This is a genomic window from Lysinibacillus piscis (assembly GCF_026012395.1).
Taxonomy (GTDB): Bacteria; Bacillota; Bacilli; order Bacillales_A; family Planococcaceae; genus Lysinibacillus; species Lysinibacillus piscis.
Map to the genome: position 1 here is coordinate 400,481 of NZ_BRZA01000002.1, position 18,934 is coordinate 419,414.

An 18,934-nucleotide genomic window follows, 5' to 3' on the forward strand; every position below is an offset into this window, starting at 1 on the left:
CTTTTGTGCACATCTCCTTATTTCTGAAAGCGAGGTGCTGGTCATGACTTCATTTGATCAAACAATGAAATTTAACTTTCCAGAAGAATCAATGGAACAGGAAGTCAAGCAGGTAATGTTGAAAGTACATTCTTCATTAGAGGAAAAAGGATATAATCCAATTAATCAAATTGTCGGTTACTTACTTTCTGGTGATCCGGCATACATTCCTCGCCATCAGGATGCTCGTAATTTAATCCGAAAGCTTGAACGTGATGAAATTTTAGAAGAGCTTGTGAAATTTTATATTAAACAGAATAATGGGGATTTAAAATGAGAATTATGGGATTAGACGTTGGGTCGAAAACTGTAGGCGTTGCTATTAGCGATGCTTTAGGATGGACGGCTCAAGGTATTGAAACCGTAAAAATTGATGAAACACAAGATGAGTTCGGTATTGAGCGCATTACCGAACTTGTCAAAGAGTATGCCATCACGGAATTTGTTGTTGGCTATCCAAAAAACATGAATAATACGGTAGGGCCACGTGGGGAGGCTTCCGAACGCTATAAAACGCTATTGGAAGATACTTTTGCAATGCCCGTCAAGCTGTGGGATGAGCGTCTAACGACAATGGCTGCGGAGCGCATGTTGATTGAGGCAGATGTAAGTCGCAAAAAGCGTAAGCAAGTCATTGATAAAATGGCGGCTGTAATGATTTTACAAGGCTATTTAGATAGCAAAAATTAACGAGTAGGGAGATAATTTTACATGACAAACGAGCATAACCATGAAGAAGAATTACATGTACAACATATTACGGTGATTGATGAAAACGGTAACGAGCAACTATGCGAGGTGATTCACGTACACGAATCGCCAGAATTCGGAAAATCGTATGTGTTTTACTCAATGGTAGGCGCTGAAGAAGATGAAGATGGCTCAGTAGAAATTTTCGTATCTTCATTTGTACCATCTGAAAATGGTGAAGACGGTGAATTAACACCGATTGAAACAGAGGCAGAGTGGGATATGGTAGAAGATGTGCTGAACGCATTAGAAGATGAGCTTGAAGACTAATCAATCCATATAAAACAAGGATAGCAACTCGCAGTCCTTGTTTTTTTCTTGGCTTGGATAAAGTGAACCTTCAATCGGGTTTTTACAGGATAAAAAGACAAAGTGGAAGGCGGTAGTGTGATGAACGAGGAAATACAGGAATTTTTTATTGTCGATGCAGAGGGCAAGGAGCAAAAATGTCGTGTCGTTTTTACCTTTGATGCAGAGGAAAAATCATATGTGCTGTTTTCATTAATTGATGCAGATGGCAATGAAATAGCTGGTGATTTATCGGCTATGACGTTTGATTATGATGACAACACAGGCGAGATGACGAATTTACAGCCCGTTGAAACAGAGGCAGAGTGGGAAATGATTAATGAGGTCGTCTTAACGTTACTGGATGAATTTGAGGAAGAGCCACAGCTAATTACAGTAGTAGAGGAGGATGGCAATGAACAAGTATGTGAAGTCATTCATACATTTGCATCCCCACAATTTCAGAAATCCTATGTCCTCTATGTTGCTGCAACAGATGAGCCAATAGCACAGCGAGAAATTTTTGCTGCACAGTATATGGCGGGAGAGCAGGATGCGATTGAAGAGCTATTGCCTATTGAAACAGAGGAAGAATGGGCATTAATTGAAGTAGAGTTAGCGAAATTATCATAAGAGAAAAAGCGATTTGTAGTTACTCTTTTGCGAAGGTAAAGGAGTAGCTACGTTTTTTTGTTTGTCGTAGAAAGTGATTTCTAGTATGATAATGGGGAATGATAGGGGGGAGACACCCGTGAGTAACGGTTCCAAAAAGCAAGAAATGTTATCTAAGATGCAAGAAAGAAAGTCAGAGGTAAAAATTGTGAGAAGAATAGTAGCAATAATTGCCGCCGTCATTATTATCGCATTAGCTGGTGCTGGCTGGTTTGGCTATAGTTATGTAAAAGAAGCACTTCAACCAATAGATCCGAACGCAACGAAAACAATTGCGGTCGAAGTGCCAATTGGCTCAAGTTTAAGTACAATCTCTGCCTTATTAGAGAAAAAAGGTATTATTAAAGATGCCCGTGTATTTAAATATTACGCAAAATTTAAAAATGAATCTCAGTTCCAAGCGGGAGATTATGATTTAACAAAAGCCATGACCTTTGATGAATTAATTGAAAGTTTAAAGACAGGTAAAGTGTATCGTAAGCCAGTCTTTACGATGACGATTCCAGAAGGCTTGACACTTGAACAAATTGGTAACATTATCGAAAAGAAAACACCATATACACAGCAACAATTTATGGATTTGGTGACAAGTGATGCATTTGTTCAACAAATGATGGCTAATTATCCAGAGCTGATTACAGATGCTGTACTAGCAGATACGATTCGCTATGATTTAGAGGGTTATTTATTCCCAGCTACGTATCCTTATTATGAGGAAAAACCATCACTTGAAGCGATTGTCGAAGAGATGATTTCTGCGATGAATGATGTTGTGAGAAATTATAGTGATGTGTTAGCTGAAAAAGAGATGTCAGTGCATGAGCTATTAACATTTGCGTCTTTATTAGAGGAAGAGGCGACAGCGCAAACAGATCGTGAAACAATCGCCAGCGTCTTTTATAATCGTATAAAAACGGACATGCCATTGCAAACAGACCCGACTGTTTTATATGCACTTGGTGGACATAAAGATCGCGTCCTTTATGAGGATTTAGAAGTAGATAATGTATACAACACCTATAAAAATAAAGGACTGCCACCAGGACCAATTGCAGGTGCAGGGAAATCGTCTATTGAAGCGACATTGAACCCAAGCAAAACAGAGTATTTCTACTTCTTAGCAGACAAAGAGGGCGTGAACCACTTCTCTAAAACATATGATGAACATTTGCAAAAGGTAGAAAAATATTTACGAAAAGCAGAGTAAGCTGTTAGAGAAGAAATAATGAATAGGGCGAGTGAGAAACCTGTATTTAAGAGGTTTCTCACTCGCCCATTTTCATGATGAATAACTAAAAAGTGATTACTTGAATGATGGTCATGTAGTGGGGTTTTATTAGCGCCATTTTAATTCAGGGTAAATGTCAGAGAGTTTTATCCCTTCAATCGTGCCCTCTTCAAAGAGTTCCTCAGTATCATCAAATTTCTGATAATAGTGATGTCTACCACTGGACGTTGACAAAAAAGATTCACCATTTTGACCATGGCTTATCCAATACTCTTTTTCCTTATAAAGGAAATTGAATTCCTCACCATTTGCAATTCTACTTTGAAATTCTCTGTATTCTTCCTCAGTCATCTACTATCCCTCTTTCAATACCAATCTTTATTTCTAACCCCATTTACCCAATCGTGTCTATGAGGTACTTTGGGGTGCTGTTTTGGATTTCCGTGATCATCGTAATCAATATCTACATCTGCATTTCCATTTTTATCAAAGTATCTTCTTTGTACAACTTTTCCATTCCAAGACCCATCAGCAGTTCTATCTTGACTAGTGCGAGGCTTTCCAGTTGTAGGTAGTGAACGTGGGTCAGGATATACAGTGTGCCCATCCGTTTTAGTTCCATTTTGTTTGTGTTCTTGATAAGTTTTTTCATCAAGGTAATCTTCTATAAGATTATAAATCCATGTACCAGCAGCAATAACTGCACCAGCTACGATAACAACCCCAGCTGCTGTAATAACCACTTGTCCTACTCCAGGAATAAACCATGTCCCCGATAAAGCACCAGTAATTGCAAAGGTTGTAGGTGCTGTATTTTCGGTATAGACAGCTTGTTCAAGCAATTGCTGAAATTCTTCTTTAGAATAGAATGTTCCGTTGATGTGAATGCCCTCATCAGTTACTGTCACTTGTGCATTAACGGTTTGATTTTCCTCCTCATTTACTGCACGAGCATAACTAAATGGTGTGATGGTTGTTGTAAACGTAATAACGAAAATCAAAAGAAACGATAACCATTTTTGTTTGTTGAAAGTATTTTTCATTTGTGCAAATTCCCTTCCATTATTATTTTACCTACATATGTACCAAATTCATAGGTCCTATTCTTAAACCTGAGACCTCCTTCCTTCAATTCCACATTACTACATCATAAAAAAAAAAAATCCAGATTTTTTCTGCACATTCGACAAATTTCGTTAAAACTAGTGGATAATCGACTTATTTCGGTATAAAATTTGTTTAATACAATAGGAAGGTTCACTAAAATTCAGTATGCTACATAATAAGGCTAAAACCATAGCTTTCTTTTTATTTTCATGCTATTATAAATGGTGGCTTTTAAACATACGTGATAGCAAAGGGGCATTTAGATAGGTTCTTTTGCGATGCAGATATTTATGATAGAAGAGTAAGGCTGTTGAGAGAGTGTTTGGCTTCTCACTAGTCCCTTGCTCATTTTTGTATGACAAAGTACCAAGACATTAGGTTTGGTCTTTTTCTTTTTGTTGTTACATGGATAACGACTAAGAACGTGTTGTGATGAGGAATGAGGGTGAATACACAATGGAATTATCAGATACGTATATACAATCTTTTATTCAACCACGCCACGAATTGCTTTTAGAAATGGAGGCATTTGCGGCAGCCCATCATGTACCGATTATGCAGCTTGCTGGCATTGATGCACTCAATCAATTATTGCGCATTCAAAAACCAGCAACGATTTTGGAAATTGGTACGGCAATCGGCTATTCAGCTATTCGTATGGCAGAGGCGCTACCGACTGTGGAAATTGTCACGATTGAGCGTGATGTAGAGCGTGCAAATAGAGCAAAGGCGTATATTGCCCGTTCAGTAGCAGCAGAGCGTATTACAGTCATCGAAGGAGATGCCTTAGAGGTGAATGATAAGGCGATTGATCGAGCATTTGATGCAGTGTTTATTGATGCTGCTAAAGGTCAATATCAGCGCTTTTTTGAAAAATATGCACCGTTAGTACGCTCAGGTGGTGTGTTGTATATAGACAATATGTATATGCATGGTTTATCGGATTTAGATTTAAAGGAAGTGCCACGTCGAAAACGGACGATGATTCGTAATTTAAAAAATTTCACGGATTGGATACTACAGCACCCTGATTATACGAGTGCTTTTTTACCAGTTGGTGACGGTTTATTATTATGTTTAAAGAGGTGACAAGTATGAAAAAACCAGAATTGCTTGTGACACCGCAATCTGTAGAACATGTAAAAGCACTTTTACATGCGGGGGCAGATGCCTTTGTCATTGGAGAACAACAATTCGGGCTACGTTTAGCAGGAGAATTTTCTGTACAGGAAGTTGAAGAAGCAACAAAGTTAATTCACGCAGCAGGCAAAAAAGTATATGTGGCAGTGAATGCGTTATTCCATAATGAAAAATTAGAGGCTCTCGCTACTTATTTAAAGGAAATGCAGCGTATTGGTGTAGATCGTTTAATTTATGGTGATCCAGCTGTATTGATTGTCCGTCGTGAGCAAGATGTGACGATTCCGTTGCATTGGAATACGGAGACAACAGCCACAAGCTGGTTTACAGCGAATTACTGGGGTAAGCGTGGCGCAACACGAGCAGTGCTTGCACGTGAGCTATCGTTAGACGAAATACTTGAAATTAAAGAACATGCCGAAGTTGAAATAGAAGTGCAAGTGCATGGGATGACATGTATGTTCCAATCGAAACGTCCATTACTTGGTCATTACTTCTTATATCAAGATAAGGTCATGGAAATTGAAAATCGTAAAGACCACCGCAATATGTTTTTACATGATGATGAGCGTAATAACAAGTATCCTATTTACGAAGATGCGAATGGTACGCATATTTTTAGTCCAAACGATATGTGCATTATTGATGAGCTTGGTGAATTGTTTGAGGCTGGTATTGATGCATTGAAAATCGAGGGCGTTTTACAGGCACCAGAATACGTTGTGACGGTGACAGAGGCTTATCGTCAAGCCATTGACACCTATTTTGATGAGTCAGAAGATGCCTATGAGGATATAAAAGATGATTTACTAGCAAAAATTGAAGAGATTCAGCCAGCTATCAGACCATTGGATACAGGCTTTATCTTCAAAGAAACAGTTTACTAGGAGGGACAAACATGGTATTCGCATTAGAGCAAAATGACAAAATCCGTGAAGTTGTCAACGGTAAACGTGTCATTACGAAGAAGCCAGAGCTACTTGCACCAGCAGGGAACTTGGAAAAATTAAAAGTAGCTGTCCATTATGGAGCAGATGCTGTTTTTATTGGTGGACAGGAATTTGGTTTACGTTCCAATGCCGATAATTTCTCTATTGATGAAATGCGTGAAGGAGTAGAATTCGCCAATCAATATGGTGCAAAAGTGTATGTTACGACAAATATTTTTGCCCACAATGAAAATATGAACGGCTTAGCCGAATATTTACAAGATATTGAATCAGCGGGTGTGACGGGTATTATCGTAGCGGACCCACTGATTATTGAAACATGTCGAGCGGCTGCACCGAAGCTTGAAATTCATCTTTCTACACAGCAATCTTTGTCAAATTGGAAGGCTGTGCAATATTGGAAAGAGGAAGGCTTACATCGTGTTGTATTAGCACGTGAAGTCGGTGGCGAAGAGATGAAGATGATGAAGGACAATGTGGATATTGAAATTGAAGCGTTTGTTCATGGTGCAATGTGTATTGCTTACTCAGGACGCTGTGTACTGTCCAATCATATGACAGCTCGTGACTCGAATCGTGGTGGTTGCTGTCAATCTTGTCGCTGGGACTATGATTTATATGAACTAGAAGACGGCGAAGAAAAAGCTTTATTTGATGAAAATGATGTGCCGTTTGCTATGAGCCCGAAAGATTTGAAGCTCATTGAAGCCATTCCACATATGATTGAGCTAGGTATTGATTCATTGAAGGTAGAGGGACGTATGAAATCGATTCACTATGTGGCAACAGTTACCTCCGTTTATCGTAAAGTCATTGACGCTTATTGTGCAGATCCTGATAATTTCAAAATCAAACGTGAGTGGTTAGAAGAGCTAGATAAATGTGCCAACCGTGATACAGCAGAAGCCTTTTTCCATGATACACCAGGTTACGAAGAGCAAATGTTCGGTGTACATGGACGTAAAACAACCTATGAATTTGCAGGACTTATTTTAGCACATGACCCAGAAACAAAAATGGTCACAATGCAACAACGTAACTACTTTAAACCTGGGGATGAAGTCGAATTTTTTGGTCCAGAAATCGACAACTTCCGTTTCACAATGGGCGAAATTTGGGATGAGGATGGCAATAGCTTAGATGCAGCAAGACATCCATTACAAATTGTACGCTTTAAATGTGAAACACCATTAAAACCGCAAAACATGATGCGAAAGGAGAATCGCTAATGACTATCAAACGTCCTGTTGTAATTGGTATTGCTGGTGGTTCATGCTCAGGCAAAACGAGTGTTACACGTGCCATTTATGAAGTATTTCGTGAACATTCGGTAGTAGTGATTGAGCAAGATTACTATTATAAAAACCAAAGTCATTTAACATTTGAAGAACGTTTACAAACAAACTATGACCACCCATTAGCTTTTGACAATGATTTATTAAGCGAGCATATTAACACATTGCTAGCAAGACAGCCAATTGATAAGCCTGTATATGATTATGTCCACCATACGAGAGCACAAGAGGTTATTCGTGTGGAGCCAGTAGATGTTATTATCGTAGAAGGTATGCTTGTATTAGAGGATGCAGAATTACGAGATTTAATGGATATTAAATTATTTGTGGATACAGATGCAGATTTACGTATTATCCGTCGCCTTCAACGTGATATTAAAGAGCGTGGACGTACGACAGAATCAGTGATAGAGCAATACTTAACAACGGTTCGCCCAATGCATAATTTATTTATTGAGCCAACAAAACGCTATGCAGATATTATTGTTCCTGAAGGTGGAGACAATGAGGTAGCGATTGATTTAATGGTTACAAAAATTAAAACAATTCTTGAAACTGACAGCGTATTGTAATAATATAGAGTGGTGCTGACAATATTTAGCGTCTTTTACGTGCATATTTTGGAAAACACTGCATACTATGGGACAAAGCATAGTAAAAAAAGCATTTAAAAATAATAAAATTCGATTAAACGCCTAATCGTTTAATCGAGTTTTATATTTTTGTATTGATAAAATGAGGAGTGAAGGATTTTGGCAAACGAAAAACAATATCCGATGACAGCGGAAGGTAAGCGTAAATTAGAAGAAGAACTAGTAAAATTAGAAACAGAGACACGTAAAGAAATCGTAGAGCGTATTAAAATTGCACGTGATTTTGGTGATCTTTCTGAAAATGCGGAGTATGATTCAGCAAAAGAAGAGCAAGCCTTTTTAGAAGGACGTATTTCAACGTTGAAATCAATGATTCGCAATGCAGTCATTATCACAGAAGATGAGTCAGATAACAGTGCAGTAGCGCTTGGGAAAACGGTTACATTCGTGGAAATTATTAATGGTAAACCATCAACAGATGAAGAATCTTATACGATTGTCGGTTCAGCAGAGGCAGATCCAATGGAATTCCGTATTTCAAATGAATCACCAATCGCAAAAGGCTTGCTAGGTCGTGGTGAAGGTGACGAAGTGACAATTCAAACACCTGGTGGCGAAATGAAAGTGAAAATTATTTCAATCAAATAATTTCAGCGAGCAGCTAGCTTTTCTATAGAGGAGAAGCTAGCTATTTTTGTTCAGTAAAGCCTTTTTGATTTTGATAGTAGAGCAACCTGTTAGCTATGTGAGACGTTACCATTGTGTAAGTGATAGAGAGCTTGCTACAATAAGTGCTAGAAGAGGAGAGATTTTATGAGTGAACGACAAACAAGAAGCAGTCGTCATTTGCAGCCATCTCAAAATAAAAAATTAGATAAACTATTGAATAAGTTAATTGCTATTGTCATTGTCTTGATTGTGATTACAGTGACAATTGTGTTTAAATGGCAAGATGGGGTAGCAGAAAAAGAGCAGGTAGATGAACCGAAAAATGACGCTGTGACGCAAAAGGATAATCCAGTGAGGGAAGAAAAACCTTCTGAGGAAAAAGAGGATACGACAGAGCCAGTGGATACAGAACAAGAATCATCTGTGACAGAAGAGCCTATAGTAGAAGAAGTATCTGAAACAACATCAGACGATCCGATTGTGGATAAGGTCATCACAAACAAAGACTGGCAGCCAACGCCAACAACACAAGTAGGACAACATGTATCTTCCTATGACGATACATCTGTCGATTGGGCTGAAAAAATAGCTACGATTACTGCTGTCACAGAGCTTGAGCCTAGCGATATGATTATATGGCGTATGAAAAATAACGGTAGTGCAAGCACAGCAATAGCAACCATTTCTTCAACAGACAAGTCCAAGATGTATCGTGTTAGTATGGAATGGGTAGATAATAAAGGCTGGCTACCATTGAAAGTGGAGCAATTGAATACATTAAAAGGCGCCTATTGACGAATAGCTGTCTTTTGATTATTTTTAAAAGAGTTGGATGGAGAAGGGAAGTTATTATTAATGAAAATAGCAGTAATTGGCGCAATGGAACAAGAAGTAGAATTATTACGAGCAACATTGGAGAATGTACAAAGCACAACTATTGCAGGTAGCGAATATACAACTGGTACATATAAGGGCAAAGAGGTTGTATTATTGAAAAGTGGCATTGGTAAAGTAAATGCGGCGATGTCTACAACGATTTTATTGCAAGAATATCAGCCAGATGTTGTTATTAACACAGGCTCTGCTGGTGGCTATGATGTGTCATTAGAAGTCGGCGCAGTAGTCATTTCAGATGAAGTACGTCATCATGATGTAGATGTAACAGCTTTTGGCTATGAAATCGGTCAAATGGCTGGTATGCCTGCAGCCTATAAAGCAGATGAAAAATTAATGCAAGTGGCTGAGGAAGCGGTAAAAGCAGTTGGTGAGCATCCATATGGTGTTGGTTTAATTTGTTCGGGGGATGTATTTATGGCTGATCCTGTACGTGTAGAAACGGTTCGTCAGCAGTTTCCACAAATGAAAGCCGTAGAAATGGAAGCAGCAGCGGTTGCACAAGTATGCTATCAATTTGGAACACCATTTGTAGTCATTCGTGCATTATCAGATATTGCGGGACAACAATCAGATCTTAGCTTTGATGAATTTTTACCAATAGCGGCTAAACATTCTACACAAATTGTGTTAAAAGCGATTGAATTATTATAAAAGACATAAAATGGACAAACTATCGAACGAATTGTGTGAAAAAAATCACAGTGTTTCGTATACATGGATGGTACACTGACAGTAATTCAAGCTCTTTAGGAGAAGGGGAGGCAGATAGCCATGCTTTTTTTAACAGCAGGTGTTATTATGATTACACTCATATTGGGTGCGCTTATTTCTGTAGAGTTATCAGAATCCATCCATTCATAGAAAAAAGCTCCTTTGCGAAGAATTTATATAGCAAAGGAGCTTTTTCTTATGGTTGAAATTTTTTCTATTCCATTTTAGAATGAATTATTCAATGAATTTTTGGTCGCGTTTATAGAGCTGATAAAGTTTGATGAGTGCCCGTTTTTCGATACGAGATACATAACTACGAGAAATATTTAAGCGTGCAGCAATTTCCTTTTGGGTAAGCGCATTTTGTTGGTTTAAGCCATAGCGAAGTGTAATAATTTCGAATTCACGTTCATCTAGCATATGCAAATATTGATAAAGCTGTGTGACATGTTCTTTATGCTCAAGCTTTTCAGTGGCACTTTCCTCATCACATTGCAAAAGGTCACGAATTTGTAGGGCATTGCCATCTTTGTCTGTGCCAATCGGTTCAAAAAGAGATACATCCTTTTGTACTTTTTTCTGAGAGCGCAAATGCATAAGGATTTCATTTTCAATACAGCGTGCGGCATAGGTAGCAAGACGTGTTTTTTTGTCGGGTGTATAGCTTTCAACTGCTTTCATCAATCCAATGGTGCCGATGGAAATATAATCGTCAAGTTGCTCATGTTTTGGGTGAAATTTTTTGACGATATGGGCAACAAGCCGCATATTGCGTTCGATTAAATCAAGGCGAGCTTGGTCGTCACCATCGAGAAAGCGTTCAATACAGGCAGCCTCCTCTTCCTTTGAAAAAGGCTTATGGAATGTTTGCCCTTTTAAATACCCAAGTAATGCTGGAATTTCAAACCATAGTTGCAATATGGATGTAAAAATTCCGCTCATTGAATCCCGTCATCCTTTCTCTATTTTTCGACAGTATATGTTAGTGCGCTGTCGAACATGAAAAAAGTGCAACAGCAAATGCGCTGTTACACTTTTTTTAACGTAAATGTACTAATCATTAAAAATGCCAGTATTGGATAAAGGAAAAGATAAAAGGCCGGATGGAACGTAGTAGATGCAAAATACGTCAATGTTAATAATGTACCTGCTGCTGTAATAGGAAGTCCTGTAAAGTAGCCGTTTGCTTCGCTAATATTAAAGCGTGCTAATCGCATAGCGCCACAAATAATATATAATACAGTCATCGACATACCAGTGAAGCCGAAATTGACTAATACTACTTCGTACATTAATAAAGCAGGTGCTACACCAAATGATATAATGTCACTCATCGAATCTAATTGTTTACCTAAATCAGATACTTGTCCAAGTGCTCTTGCCACTTTACCATCATAACGATCGAGTAAGGCAGCAATGAAAATAAATAACACAGCATAGCTATAGTATCCGTGTAAAGTAGCCATAATCGCTGCGCCACCGAAGGACATATTACTAATGGTAATGAAATTTGCTGCGTTTGCTTTCATTTTCTTAACCGTGGTATCCACCAACTTGTGATACAAAAACAAGGCGGATCACTCCTTTGTATTTAAGATATTGTACCATTATACTGCGAATGCAAAAAAATTGACAGTCTAAATTAATGAATAGGGGAATTACACAATGAAAGAAAAAATATATCAAAGCTTGATTGAATTAACGAATGGTAAACAATCTTCACGTGTGCTACAACGTGTAGCGAAGGCAAAGTGGAGTAAACGTATTATTCCAAGCTATATTAAGTTATACGATATTACCCTTGAAGAAGTTTCAAAAAACATGCAGCAATTTTCAAGTTTGCATGATTTTTTCACACGGGAGCTACTGACAAGTGCCCGTCCCATTGAAGAAGGAACGAAGGTTTACACAAGCCCAGTAGATGCAAAAATTGAATCATTTGGACGCATTGAGTGGAATATGACTTTTCAAGTAAAAGGAAAACCCTATGCGTTGCACGATTTATTAGGACACACAGAACATGCTAAGAAATATGCAGAGGGGCATTTTATTGTCTTTTATTTAAGCCCAGCCGATTATCATCGTATTCATAGTCCAATTGATGGGCATGTCATTCGACAATACACATTGGGACAAAAATCATATCCTGTAAATCAGCTTGGTTTGACATATGGGAAGAAGCCAATTTCTCATAACTATCGTCAAGTGACAGAGTTAGAGGTGGCAAATAAACAGCAAGTAGCCTTTATTAAAGTCGGTGCTACTTTTGTGAACTCCATCGTGCTGACCAACACCACAACCGAGTGGAAAAAAGGGCAGGAAGTAGGCTATTTTTCATTTGGCTCAACGGTTGTTATGCTATTTGAAAAAGACACCATTGCATTTTTAGACAATGTGATACAAGGAAGTGCGATTCGTATGGGTGAAGCCTTCGCAAGTATGCTATAATAAAGAGATATTACGTGTAGATTAGGGGTCGCTATTTTGTATAATTTTTTATTACCAAATGAATTTGTGACAAACATTTTTGCTATTACACCAGAAAAATTACAAGAGCTCGGTATTAAAGGAATCATTACGGATTTGGATAATACATTAGTGGAATGGGATCGTGCTGATGCGACAGAGGAGTTAATCGTTTGGTTGCGCATTATGAAAGCAGCAGGCATTCGTGTCATCATTGCTTCCAATAATAATGAAGCACGTGTGAAGCATTTTGCAGAGCCGCTAGGTATCCCATATATCCACAAGGCGAGAAAACCATTGCGCAATGCTTTTTATAGTGGCGTTGTTCAACTCGGGTTACGTCCAGAGGAGATTGCAATGGTGGGTGACCAATTGCTAACAGATGTGATGGGCGCAAACCGATTAGGATTACATACAATCCTTGTAAAGCCTGTTGCACAATCGGATGGGCTTGTGACGAAATTGAACCGTTTTATTGAGCGTCGTGTGTTTAATGATTTGAAACGAAAAGGAATGACAACGTGGGAGGAACAAGAATGAGTGAAATGCCAAATTGTATTGGCTGTGGTACAACGATTCAAACAGAGGATAAAACAGCAGTTGGCTATGCACCGCCTTCTTCATTAGAAAAAGAGGTTGTGATTTGTCAGCGCTGTTTCCGTCTGAAAAATTATAATGAAATTCAGCCTGTTTCATTAACAGATGATGATTTTTTACGCATTTTAAATGGGCTTGGCACACAGCAAGGGTTAATCGTAAAAATTGTTGATATTTTTGATTTTAATGGTAGTTGGTTGCCAGGATTGCATCGTTTTGTGGGCAATAACCCTGTCTTATTAATTGCTAATAAAGCAGATTTATTGCCAAAATCAGTGAAGCCTAAAAAGGTGATTAATTGGTTGAAACGTGAGGCAAAGGCACTTGGTTTACAGCCAATTGATGTGCTATTAGTGAGCGCCCATAAAGGGAAAGGCATGACAGAAGCGATGGAAGCGATTGATACCTATCGTAACGGTCAAAATGTTTATGTAGTAGGCTGTACAAACGTTGGGAAATCAACCTTTATTAACCGTGTGATTAAGCAGGCAACAGGAGAAGGAGAAGTCATTACGACATCTCATTTCCCAGGTACAACGCTCGATATGATTGAAATTCCATTAGATGACGGCAGCTCATTATATGATACGCCGGGTATTATCAATCATCATCAAATGGCCCATCATATTGATTCAAGTGAATTAAAATATATTATGCCGAAAAAAGAAATTAAGCCAAAAGTGTACCAGCAAAATGCAGGACAAACATTATTTATCGGTGCGCTGGCACGCTTTGATTTTATACAAGGGGAACGCTCAGCCTTTACAGTGCATGTGGCAAATGACTTACCAATTCATCGAACAAAATTGGAAAAAGCCGATACATTGTATGCGGAACATAAAGGAGAGCTACTTGCTCCACCAACGGCTGCATTTATTGAGCAATTACCGCCATTAGTACGTCATGAGTTTTCTATTAAAGAAGCGAAAACGGATATTGTCTTTTCAGGTCTTGGTTGGATTACGATACAGCACGCGAATGTGGTCGTAGCAGCCCATGCACCGAAAGGCGTTCAAGTATCCATTCGCCCATCGCTTATTTAAAAATTGTGTGCGGAGAAGAGGTAGAGGAAGATGAAAAAATGGTTTGCAGTTATAGGTGATCCGATTGAACATTCCAAATCGCCAACCATGCACACAGCGTGGTTTGAAGAGATGGCTATCGATGCAGCCTATATTCCGTTACATGTGTCTGCTGACAATCTAGCCACAGCCGTTACAGCCTTAAAAACATTAGGCGCAAGTGGCTGGAATGTCACAATTCCACATAAAACGGCGATTATTCCATTTTTAGATGAGCTAGATGAGTTAGCAGAGAAAATGGGAGCTGTTAATACGGTTGTACGTACAGCTATGGGCACATTAAAAGGCTATAATACAGATGGTGTTGGCTTTGTGCGTTCATTAGAAGAAGCAGTTGGAACAGCACATAAGGACAAGCCTATATTATTAATCGGAGCTGGTGGAGCTGCACGTGGGATTGCCTTTGCCATGCAGCAACAAGGCTATATGAATATCACAATTGCCAATCGTACAGTGGCGAATGCACAAGCGATTGTGGACGAAATGGGCGTTGGTTGTGCAATCTCGTTAACGGAGGCAGAAGAGCGATTGGCGGATTTTGCAGTGTTAGTGCAAATGACTTCAGCAGGGCTTGCTACAGGTAGTTTTGCGATGCCTTTTTCTTTAGAACGATTAACAAAGGGCGCAATTGTTGCTGATATTGTGTATAATCCATTAATGACGCCATTTTTACAAGCGGCTAAAGCACAAGGTGCGACAATTGTCACAGGGCTCGGCATGTTTGTACATCAAGGAGCTATTGCCTTTGAGCATTGGCTTGGACGATATCCAAATACAAATTCAATGATTGTGCAATTACAAGCACAATTAGGAGGACAAGAATAATTATGTTAACAGGGAAGCAAAAACGTTTTTTACGTGCAGAGGCACATCATTTAACACCGATTTTCCAAGTAGGGAAAGGTGGCGTAAATGATGAAATGACGAAGCAAATTCGGGAAGCATTGGAAGTACGTGAATTAATTAAAGTGCGTATTTTAGATAATTGTGAGGACGATAAACACGAGGTAGCAGAGGCTTTAGCAAAAGGGGCACATGCAGAACTTGTACAATTAATTGGCTTAACGGTTGTTTTATATAAAGAATCACGCAATCAGAAAAAAATAATCTTACCAAAAGCAGCGAAGTAAGGTGAGCAGATGAAAAAAATCGGTTTATTGGGCGGCACATTTAACCCACCACATATGGGACATTTAATGATGGCGAACGAAGTATTTCATGCGTTACAGTTAGATGAGGTACGATTTATGCCGAACGCTTTACCACCACATAAAGAAAAGCGTCATGATGTGAGTGATACACAGCGTCTTGCAATGGTGCAACATGCCATTCAGCCATATGCTCATTTTTCTCTCGAATCGTATGAGGTGGAGAAAGGTGGTGTATCCTATTCATATGATACATTATCGGCATTGTGTGCAAGAGAGCCAGACGTCGAGTTTTATTTCATTATTGGTGGCGATATGATTGATTCGCTACATACATGGTATCGCATTGAGGATTTACTCGCATTAGTCAAATTTGTAGGTGTCAAACGTCCGCAAACAGTAGCGATGACAGCATACCCAATCATCATGGTGGATGCTCCTCAAATCGATTTATCATCTACATTGCTTCGTGAGCGTTTTGCTACACATAGTACGGTGACATTTTTAGTGCCAGAAACAGTAGAAGCGTTTATACGACAGGAGGGTCTTTATGGAGCGTGAGCAGTATTTAGCAGCGGTTCAGCCACGAATGCCTGAAAAACGTTATATTCATACGATTGGCGTTATGGAAACAGCTATCGATTTAGCGCAACGCTATGGTGAGGATGTCAAAAAAGCAGAAACAGTCGCCATTCTTCATGATATTGCGAAATATGCAGATATTGCATGGATGGAGCAAATCGTGCGTGATGAGGAGCTAGACGCTCGTCTCATTGGCTGGGGCAGTGAATTACTGCATGGGCCAGTTGGTGCATATATTGCAGAAAGTGAATTTGGTATTACCGATGAGGATATGCTGAATGCCATTCGTTTTCATACAACAGGACGTGTAGGAATGAGTCGTTTAGAAAAAATACTTTTTGTGGCAGATATGATTGAGCCCAATCGTCAATTCGATGGAGTAGAACGTCTGCGCAAAAAAGCGCAAAAAGATTTAGATAAAGCGGTGCGTGCTTGTATACGCCATACATTGGCTTTTTTAATCGATACAAAGCGGCCGATTTATCCTGTATCACTAGAGTGTTACAATGATGTCATGTCGGTAGAGTAACAGTATTCTACTATAATAAAATAAAAGTCTCGGTGGATGTTACAGTTAGACACAAACACACTGAAGCGTAATTGATAAATAAGAGAGGACAGTGAAGGATGACTTCAACATTATTACAAGCAGCTTATAAAGCGATCGACGATAAACATGGGGAGGATATTGTCGTATTAAACATGCAGGGTATTTCCCTTTTAGCAGATTATTTTGTGATTACACACGGAAATTCAGATCGTCAAGTACAGGCGATTGCACGTGAATTACAAGACCTTGCAGAAAAAGAAGGCTATGAAATTCGTCGCATTGAAGGGTTTGATGCAGCACGTTGGGTTTTAGTGGACCTTGGCGATGTTGTCGCACATATTTTCCATAAAGATGAGCGTGCCTATTATAATTTAGAGCGTCTATGGGGAGATGCACCACAATTAGACGTTCCAGAGGTATAAGGTGAGCAGTTATGAGCGCTTTGCCCATGTCTATGATGCACTGCAAACTGATATTCCATATGAGTTGTATAGTGAATGGGTCATGGAACATGCACCGAGTGAATCCTTTCCACAGCTTTTAGATATTGGCTGTGGGACAGGAACATTAACAGTAGCTTTTGCACAAATGGGCTATCAGGTGAGTGGTATTGATTTATCAGAGGAAATGTTAGCTATAGCAGCCAATCATTTTGCCCATGCAGGTGTACATGTCCCGTTATTTTGTATGTCTATGGATAAGTTAGATGGTTTTGAAGCATTGGATGTTGTAACAATTGCGATTGATTCTTTGAATTATGTAATGGAGGAGCAGGCTGTTTATACTACGTTTCAGCGTATTTATGATGCATTAAGACAAGGTGGACAGCTATTTTTTGATGTTCATTCATTATTTAAAATGGACGAAATCTTTTTAGATGGTCCATTTACGTATGATGATGGAGACATTAGCTATGTTTGGCATACAGAGCCAGATGAGTTTGCCCATTCCGTGATGCACCAAATGACATTTTATGTACGAGATGAGGCAAGTAATCTTTATGAGCGCTTTGATGAAGAGCATAGACAGCGAACATTTCCAGTGGAGCAATATGTAGCATGGTTACAGGAAATTGGCTTTACAGCGATTGAGGTAACGGCTGATTTTACAAAGCAAGCGCCAGTGGATGACAGTGAGCGCATTTTTATACGTGCAATCAAATAACGAATAACGCCTGATGGATATTATATCTATCGGGCTATTTTTCTATGGAGGGCTAGGGCATGATTCGACAAGAGCAAGCGGCAGATTATCCTGCAGTGGAAGCAGTTATACAAGCAGCATTTGTCAATGAAGAAATAAGTGATAAACAGGAGCATCATGTAGTCAAGAAATTGCGCAATTCACAGGCATTTATTCCTGAGCTATCATTAGTAGCGGAGCGTAATGGTCGAATAATTGGTCATATTTTATTGACAAAAATTCATATTGGTGAGGCGATTTCCTTAGCGTTAGCGCCTGTTTCAGTATTGCCTGATTTTCAACAACAAGGCATTGGTACAAGGTTAATCCAAGAGGCATTACAGAAGGCACAGAAGCTTGGCTATCATTCGGTGATTGTATTGGGGCATCCAGCATACTATCCGAAGTTTGGCTTCATGCCTGCTTCCCAGTGGCATATTATAGCGCCATTTGATGTACCACAAGAGGCATTTATGGCATTAGAGCTATGTGAAAACGGCTTACAGGATGTTACAGGCGTTGTCAAATATGATGAAGCATTTTTAGATGAGTAATAGGGCACTTGCTATTGATGTAAATCTTCAATAGCAGTCCATTTTATTTTTTGAGGTAATCCTAAAAGCTCCTTTTGCTGAGCTAGAGCATTTTTATCAAATGGACCATAGACAAGATGAGCGTGCATATCAATTATCCAAAAAGCATATTTTCCTTCTGTAGGTACTGCTACGCAATTATTCTCTGATTTGAGAATTGCTTGTTTCGCTATAATAAAATCGTCATTCCACCAAATATGAGTGATTTTAGGCGGTGTATAACGGTAATTTTGTTCATTTGCAATAGGTTCTTCACTATAAATGCTAATTTGCTGAGCGGATGTACGGTCAATCCGATAGCCATTTGGTAAAGGAATCGTATAATCAGCTAAGCCTGCACAGCCCGTTAATAGTATAAGACATAGTAGTGGATAGCCTAAATAGCGCATAAAAAA

General features: G+C 39.0%; 27 protein-coding genes. 22 read left to right on the plus strand and 5 right to left on the minus strand.

What is annotated here, in order from left to right; all coding sequences use genetic code 11:
* The first annotated feature begins 43 nt into the window (after positions 1-43).
* The 5 genes from OPF91_RS08255 (at position 44) to mltG (ending at position 2,956) form a co-directional block, all read left to right on the plus strand.
* Positions 44-316, plus strand: a complete 273-nt coding sequence (locus tag OPF91_RS08255) for an IreB family regulatory phosphoprotein (RefSeq protein ID WP_264988269.1) — start codon at positions 44-46, stop codon at positions 314-316.
* Positions 313-729, plus strand: coding sequence for a Holliday junction resolvase RuvX (gene ruvX / locus OPF91_RS08260; RefSeq protein ID WP_264988270.1), 417 nt, complete (start codon positions 313-315; stop codon positions 727-729). Before OPF91_RS08255 ends, ruvX begins: the two co-directional genes overlap by 4 nt.
* 21 nt (positions 730-750) lie before the next feature.
* Entirely contained in the window at positions 751-1,059 is a 309-nt protein-coding gene (locus OPF91_RS08265; RefSeq protein WP_264988271.1) for a DUF1292 domain-containing protein, read from the plus strand.
* Between the two features lie 120 nt (positions 1,060-1,179).
* Positions 1,180-1,710, plus strand: a complete 531-nt coding sequence (locus OPF91_RS08270) for a DUF1292 domain-containing protein (protein ID WP_264988272.1) — start codon at positions 1,180-1,182, stop codon at positions 1,708-1,710.
* A gap of 118 nt (positions 1,711-1,828) precedes the next feature.
* On the plus strand, positions 1,829-2,956 hold the full coding sequence (gene mltG, locus OPF91_RS08275) for an endolytic transglycosylase MltG (RefSeq protein WP_264988273.1): 1,128 nt from the start codon (positions 1,829-1,831) through the stop codon (positions 2,954-2,956).
* Positions 2,957-3,085: 129 nt separating this feature from the next.
* Here the strand turns inward: mltG and OPF91_RS08280 are convergent, their stop codons facing one another.
* Positions 3,086-3,328, minus strand: coding sequence for a hypothetical protein (locus OPF91_RS08280; protein WP_264988274.1), 243 nt, complete (start codon positions 3,326-3,328; stop codon positions 3,086-3,088).
* Between the two features lie 14 nt (positions 3,329-3,342).
* Positions 3,343-4,020: a hypothetical protein gene (locus tag OPF91_RS08285; protein ID WP_264988275.1), complete on the minus strand. Its 678-nt coding sequence runs from the start codon at positions 4,018-4,020 to the stop codon at positions 3,343-3,345.
* A 520-nt stretch (positions 4,021-4,540) separates the two neighbouring features.
* Here OPF91_RS08285 and OPF91_RS08290 point away from each other — a divergent pair.
* The 7 genes from OPF91_RS08290 (at position 4,541) to mtnN (ending at position 10,279) form a co-directional block, all read left to right on the plus strand.
* The gene (locus OPF91_RS08290; RefSeq protein ID WP_264988276.1) at positions 4,541-5,173 is read left to right on the plus strand and encodes an O-methyltransferase; all 633 of its coding nucleotides are present in this window, start codon (positions 4,541-4,543) and stop codon (positions 5,171-5,173) included.
* A gap of 5 nt (positions 5,174-5,178) precedes the next feature.
* Positions 5,179-6,111 carry a peptidase U32 family protein gene (locus OPF91_RS08295; RefSeq protein WP_264988277.1) on the plus strand — a complete coding sequence of 311 codons (933 nt, stop codon included), beginning with the start codon at positions 5,179-5,181 and terminating at the stop codon, positions 6,109-6,111.
* Between the two features lie 11 nt (positions 6,112-6,122).
* The gene (locus OPF91_RS08300) at positions 6,123-7,403 is read left to right on the plus strand and encodes a peptidase U32 family protein (protein WP_264988278.1); all 1,281 of its coding nucleotides are present in this window, start codon (positions 6,123-6,125) and stop codon (positions 7,401-7,403) included.
* Complete coding sequence (gene udk, locus OPF91_RS08305; protein WP_264988279.1) at positions 7,403-8,041, plus strand: uridine kinase; 639 nt, start codon at positions 7,403-7,405, stop codon at positions 8,039-8,041. Before OPF91_RS08300 ends, udk begins: the two co-directional genes overlap by 1 nt.
* 180 nt (positions 8,042-8,221) lie before the next feature.
* Positions 8,222-8,710 (plus strand): transcription elongation factor GreA, encoded by a 489-nt coding sequence (greA, locus tag OPF91_RS08310; RefSeq protein ID WP_264988280.1) that lies wholly within the window; start codon positions 8,222-8,224, stop codon positions 8,708-8,710.
* A gap of 165 nt (positions 8,711-8,875) precedes the next feature.
* On the plus strand, positions 8,876-9,526 hold the full coding sequence (locus tag OPF91_RS08315; RefSeq protein ID WP_264988281.1) for a YrrS family protein: 651 nt from the start codon (positions 8,876-8,878) through the stop codon (positions 9,524-9,526).
* A 60-nt stretch (positions 9,527-9,586) separates the two neighbouring features.
* On the plus strand, positions 9,587-10,279 hold the full coding sequence (gene mtnN, locus OPF91_RS08320; RefSeq protein ID WP_264988283.1) for a 5'-methylthioadenosine/S-adenosylhomocysteine nucleosidase: 693 nt from the start codon (positions 9,587-9,589) through the stop codon (positions 10,277-10,279).
* 294 nt (positions 10,280-10,573) lie between these two features.
* On the opposite strand, the gene sigK is transcribed toward mtnN, so the two are convergent.
* Positions 10,574-11,281 (minus strand): RNA polymerase sporulation sigma factor SigK, encoded by a 708-nt coding sequence (gene sigK, locus OPF91_RS08325; protein ID WP_264988284.1) that lies wholly within the window; start codon positions 11,279-11,281, stop codon positions 10,574-10,576.
* An 86-nt stretch (positions 11,282-11,367) separates the two neighbouring features.
* A complete protein-coding gene (gene pssA / locus OPF91_RS08330; protein WP_264988285.1) occupies positions 11,368-11,910 on the minus strand; it encodes a CDP-diacylglycerol--serine O-phosphatidyltransferase in 543 nt (180 codons plus the stop codon).
* Positions 11,911-12,004: 94 nt separating this feature from the next.
* Between pssA and OPF91_RS08335 the strand changes: the two genes are divergently transcribed.
* The 10 genes from OPF91_RS08335 (at position 12,005) to OPF91_RS08380 (ending at position 18,500) form a co-directional block, all read left to right on the plus strand.
* Positions 12,005-12,787 carry a phosphatidylserine decarboxylase gene (locus OPF91_RS08335; protein WP_264988286.1) on the plus strand — a complete coding sequence of 261 codons (783 nt, stop codon included), beginning with the start codon at positions 12,005-12,007 and terminating at the stop codon, positions 12,785-12,787.
* Between the two features lie 36 nt (positions 12,788-12,823).
* Positions 12,824-13,345 carry a YqeG family HAD IIIA-type phosphatase gene (locus OPF91_RS08340; protein ID WP_264988287.1) on the plus strand — a complete coding sequence of 174 codons (522 nt, stop codon included), beginning with the start codon at positions 12,824-12,826 and terminating at the stop codon, positions 13,343-13,345.
* On the plus strand, positions 13,342-14,445 hold the full coding sequence (gene yqeH / locus OPF91_RS08345; RefSeq protein ID WP_264988288.1) for a ribosome biogenesis GTPase YqeH: 1,104 nt from the start codon (positions 13,342-13,344) through the stop codon (positions 14,443-14,445). Before OPF91_RS08340 ends, yqeH begins: the two co-directional genes overlap by 4 nt.
* Positions 14,446-14,475: 30 nt before the next feature.
* Positions 14,476-15,309 (plus strand): shikimate dehydrogenase, encoded by an 834-nt coding sequence (aroE, locus tag OPF91_RS08350; protein ID WP_264988289.1) that lies wholly within the window; start codon positions 14,476-14,478, stop codon positions 15,307-15,309.
* A 2-nt stretch (positions 15,310-15,311) separates the two neighbouring features.
* Entirely contained in the window at positions 15,312-15,614 is a 303-nt protein-coding gene (gene yhbY, locus OPF91_RS08355) for a ribosome assembly RNA-binding protein YhbY (protein ID WP_264988290.1), read from the plus strand.
* 9 nt (positions 15,615-15,623) lie between these two features.
* A complete protein-coding gene (locus OPF91_RS08360) occupies positions 15,624-16,193 on the plus strand; it encodes a nicotinate-nucleotide adenylyltransferase (protein ID WP_264988291.1) in 570 nt (189 codons plus the stop codon).
* Positions 16,183-16,743, plus strand: a complete 561-nt coding sequence (gene yqeK / locus OPF91_RS08365) for a bis(5'-nucleosyl)-tetraphosphatase (symmetrical) YqeK (protein WP_264988292.1) — start codon at positions 16,183-16,185, stop codon at positions 16,741-16,743. The genes OPF91_RS08360 and yqeK overlap by 11 nt, the downstream gene beginning before the upstream one ends.
* Before the next feature lie 98 nt (positions 16,744-16,841).
* On the plus strand, positions 16,842-17,186 hold the full coding sequence (rsfS, locus tag OPF91_RS08370) for a ribosome silencing factor (protein WP_264988293.1): 345 nt from the start codon (positions 16,842-16,844) through the stop codon (positions 17,184-17,186).
* A 1-nt stretch (position 17,187) separates the two neighbouring features.
* Entirely contained in the window at positions 17,188-17,928 is a 741-nt protein-coding gene (locus OPF91_RS08375; protein WP_264988294.1) for a class I SAM-dependent DNA methyltransferase, read from the plus strand.
* Between the two features lie 59 nt (positions 17,929-17,987).
* Positions 17,988-18,500: a GNAT family N-acetyltransferase gene (locus OPF91_RS08380; RefSeq protein WP_264988295.1), complete on the plus strand. Its 513-nt coding sequence runs from the start codon at positions 17,988-17,990 to the stop codon at positions 18,498-18,500.
* Between the two features lie 11 nt (positions 18,501-18,511).
* Here the strand turns inward: OPF91_RS08380 and OPF91_RS08385 are convergent, their stop codons facing one another.
* A complete protein-coding gene (locus OPF91_RS08385; protein WP_264988296.1) occupies positions 18,512-18,928 on the minus strand; it encodes a DUF3997 domain-containing protein in 417 nt (138 codons plus the stop codon).
* Positions 18,929-18,934 lie beyond the last annotated feature (6 nt).

What these genes read in the sequence shown, in the direction of transcription:
- yqeH (WP_264988288.1), top strand. Translation starts at nt 13,342, where the DNA reads ATGAGTGAAATGCCAAATTGTATTGGCTGTGGTACAACGATTCAAACA.
- sigK (WP_264988284.1), bottom strand. Translation starts at nt 11,281, where the DNA reads ATGAGCGGAATTTTTACATCCATATTGCAACTATGGTTTGAAATTCCA.
- OPF91_RS08300 (WP_264988278.1), top strand. Translation starts at nt 6,123, where the DNA reads ATGGTATTCGCATTAGAGCAAAATGACAAAATCCGTGAAGTTGTCAAC.
- OPF91_RS08270 (WP_264988272.1), top strand. Translation starts at nt 1,180, where the DNA reads ATGAACGAGGAAATACAGGAATTTTTTATTGTCGATGCAGAGGGCAAG.
- rsfS (WP_264988293.1), top strand. Translation starts at nt 16,842, where the DNA reads ATGACTTCAACATTATTACAAGCAGCTTATAAAGCGATCGACGATAAA.
- udk (WP_264988279.1), top strand. Translation starts at nt 7,403, where the DNA reads ATGACTATCAAACGTCCTGTTGTAATTGGTATTGCTGGTGGTTCATGC.
- OPF91_RS08280 (WP_264988274.1), bottom strand. Translation starts at nt 3,328, where the DNA reads ATGACTGAGGAAGAATACAGAGAATTTCAAAGTAGAATTGCAAATGGT.
- mtnN (WP_264988283.1), top strand. Translation starts at nt 9,587, where the DNA reads ATGAAAATAGCAGTAATTGGCGCAATGGAACAAGAAGTAGAATTATTA.
- OPF91_RS08335 (WP_264988286.1), top strand. Translation starts at nt 12,005, where the DNA reads ATGAAAGAAAAAATATATCAAAGCTTGATTGAATTAACGAATGGTAAA.
- OPF91_RS08255 (WP_264988269.1), top strand. Translation starts at nt 44, where the DNA reads ATGACTTCATTTGATCAAACAATGAAATTTAACTTTCCAGAAGAATCA.
- aroE (WP_264988289.1), top strand. Translation starts at nt 14,476, where the DNA reads ATGAAAAAATGGTTTGCAGTTATAGGTGATCCGATTGAACATTCCAAA.
- OPF91_RS08285 (WP_264988275.1), bottom strand. Translation starts at nt 4,020, where the DNA reads ATGAAAAATACTTTCAACAAACAAAAATGGTTATCGTTTCTTTTGATT.
- OPF91_RS08295 (WP_264988277.1), top strand. Translation starts at nt 5,179, where the DNA reads ATGAAAAAACCAGAATTGCTTGTGACACCGCAATCTGTAGAACATGTA.
- yqeK (WP_264988292.1), top strand. Translation starts at nt 16,183, where the DNA reads ATGGAGCGTGAGCAGTATTTAGCAGCGGTTCAGCCACGAATGCCTGAA.
- OPF91_RS08265 (WP_264988271.1), top strand. Translation starts at nt 751, where the DNA reads ATGACAAACGAGCATAACCATGAAGAAGAATTACATGTACAACATATT.
- OPF91_RS08290 (WP_264988276.1), top strand. Translation starts at nt 4,541, where the DNA reads ATGGAATTATCAGATACGTATATACAATCTTTTATTCAACCACGCCAC.
- ruvX (WP_264988270.1), top strand. Translation starts at nt 313, where the DNA reads ATGAGAATTATGGGATTAGACGTTGGGTCGAAAACTGTAGGCGTTGCT.
- OPF91_RS08360 (WP_264988291.1), top strand. Translation starts at nt 15,624, where the DNA reads ATGAAAAAAATCGGTTTATTGGGCGGCACATTTAACCCACCACATATG.
- OPF91_RS08380 (WP_264988295.1), top strand. Translation starts at nt 17,988, where the DNA reads ATGATTCGACAAGAGCAAGCGGCAGATTATCCTGCAGTGGAAGCAGTT.
- OPF91_RS08315 (WP_264988281.1), top strand. Translation starts at nt 8,876, where the DNA reads ATGAGTGAACGACAAACAAGAAGCAGTCGTCATTTGCAGCCATCTCAA.
- OPF91_RS08385 (WP_264988296.1), bottom strand. Translation starts at nt 18,928, where the DNA reads ATGCGCTATTTAGGCTATCCACTACTATGTCTTATACTATTAACGGGC.
- yhbY (WP_264988290.1), top strand. Translation starts at nt 15,312, where the DNA reads ATGTTAACAGGGAAGCAAAAACGTTTTTTACGTGCAGAGGCACATCAT.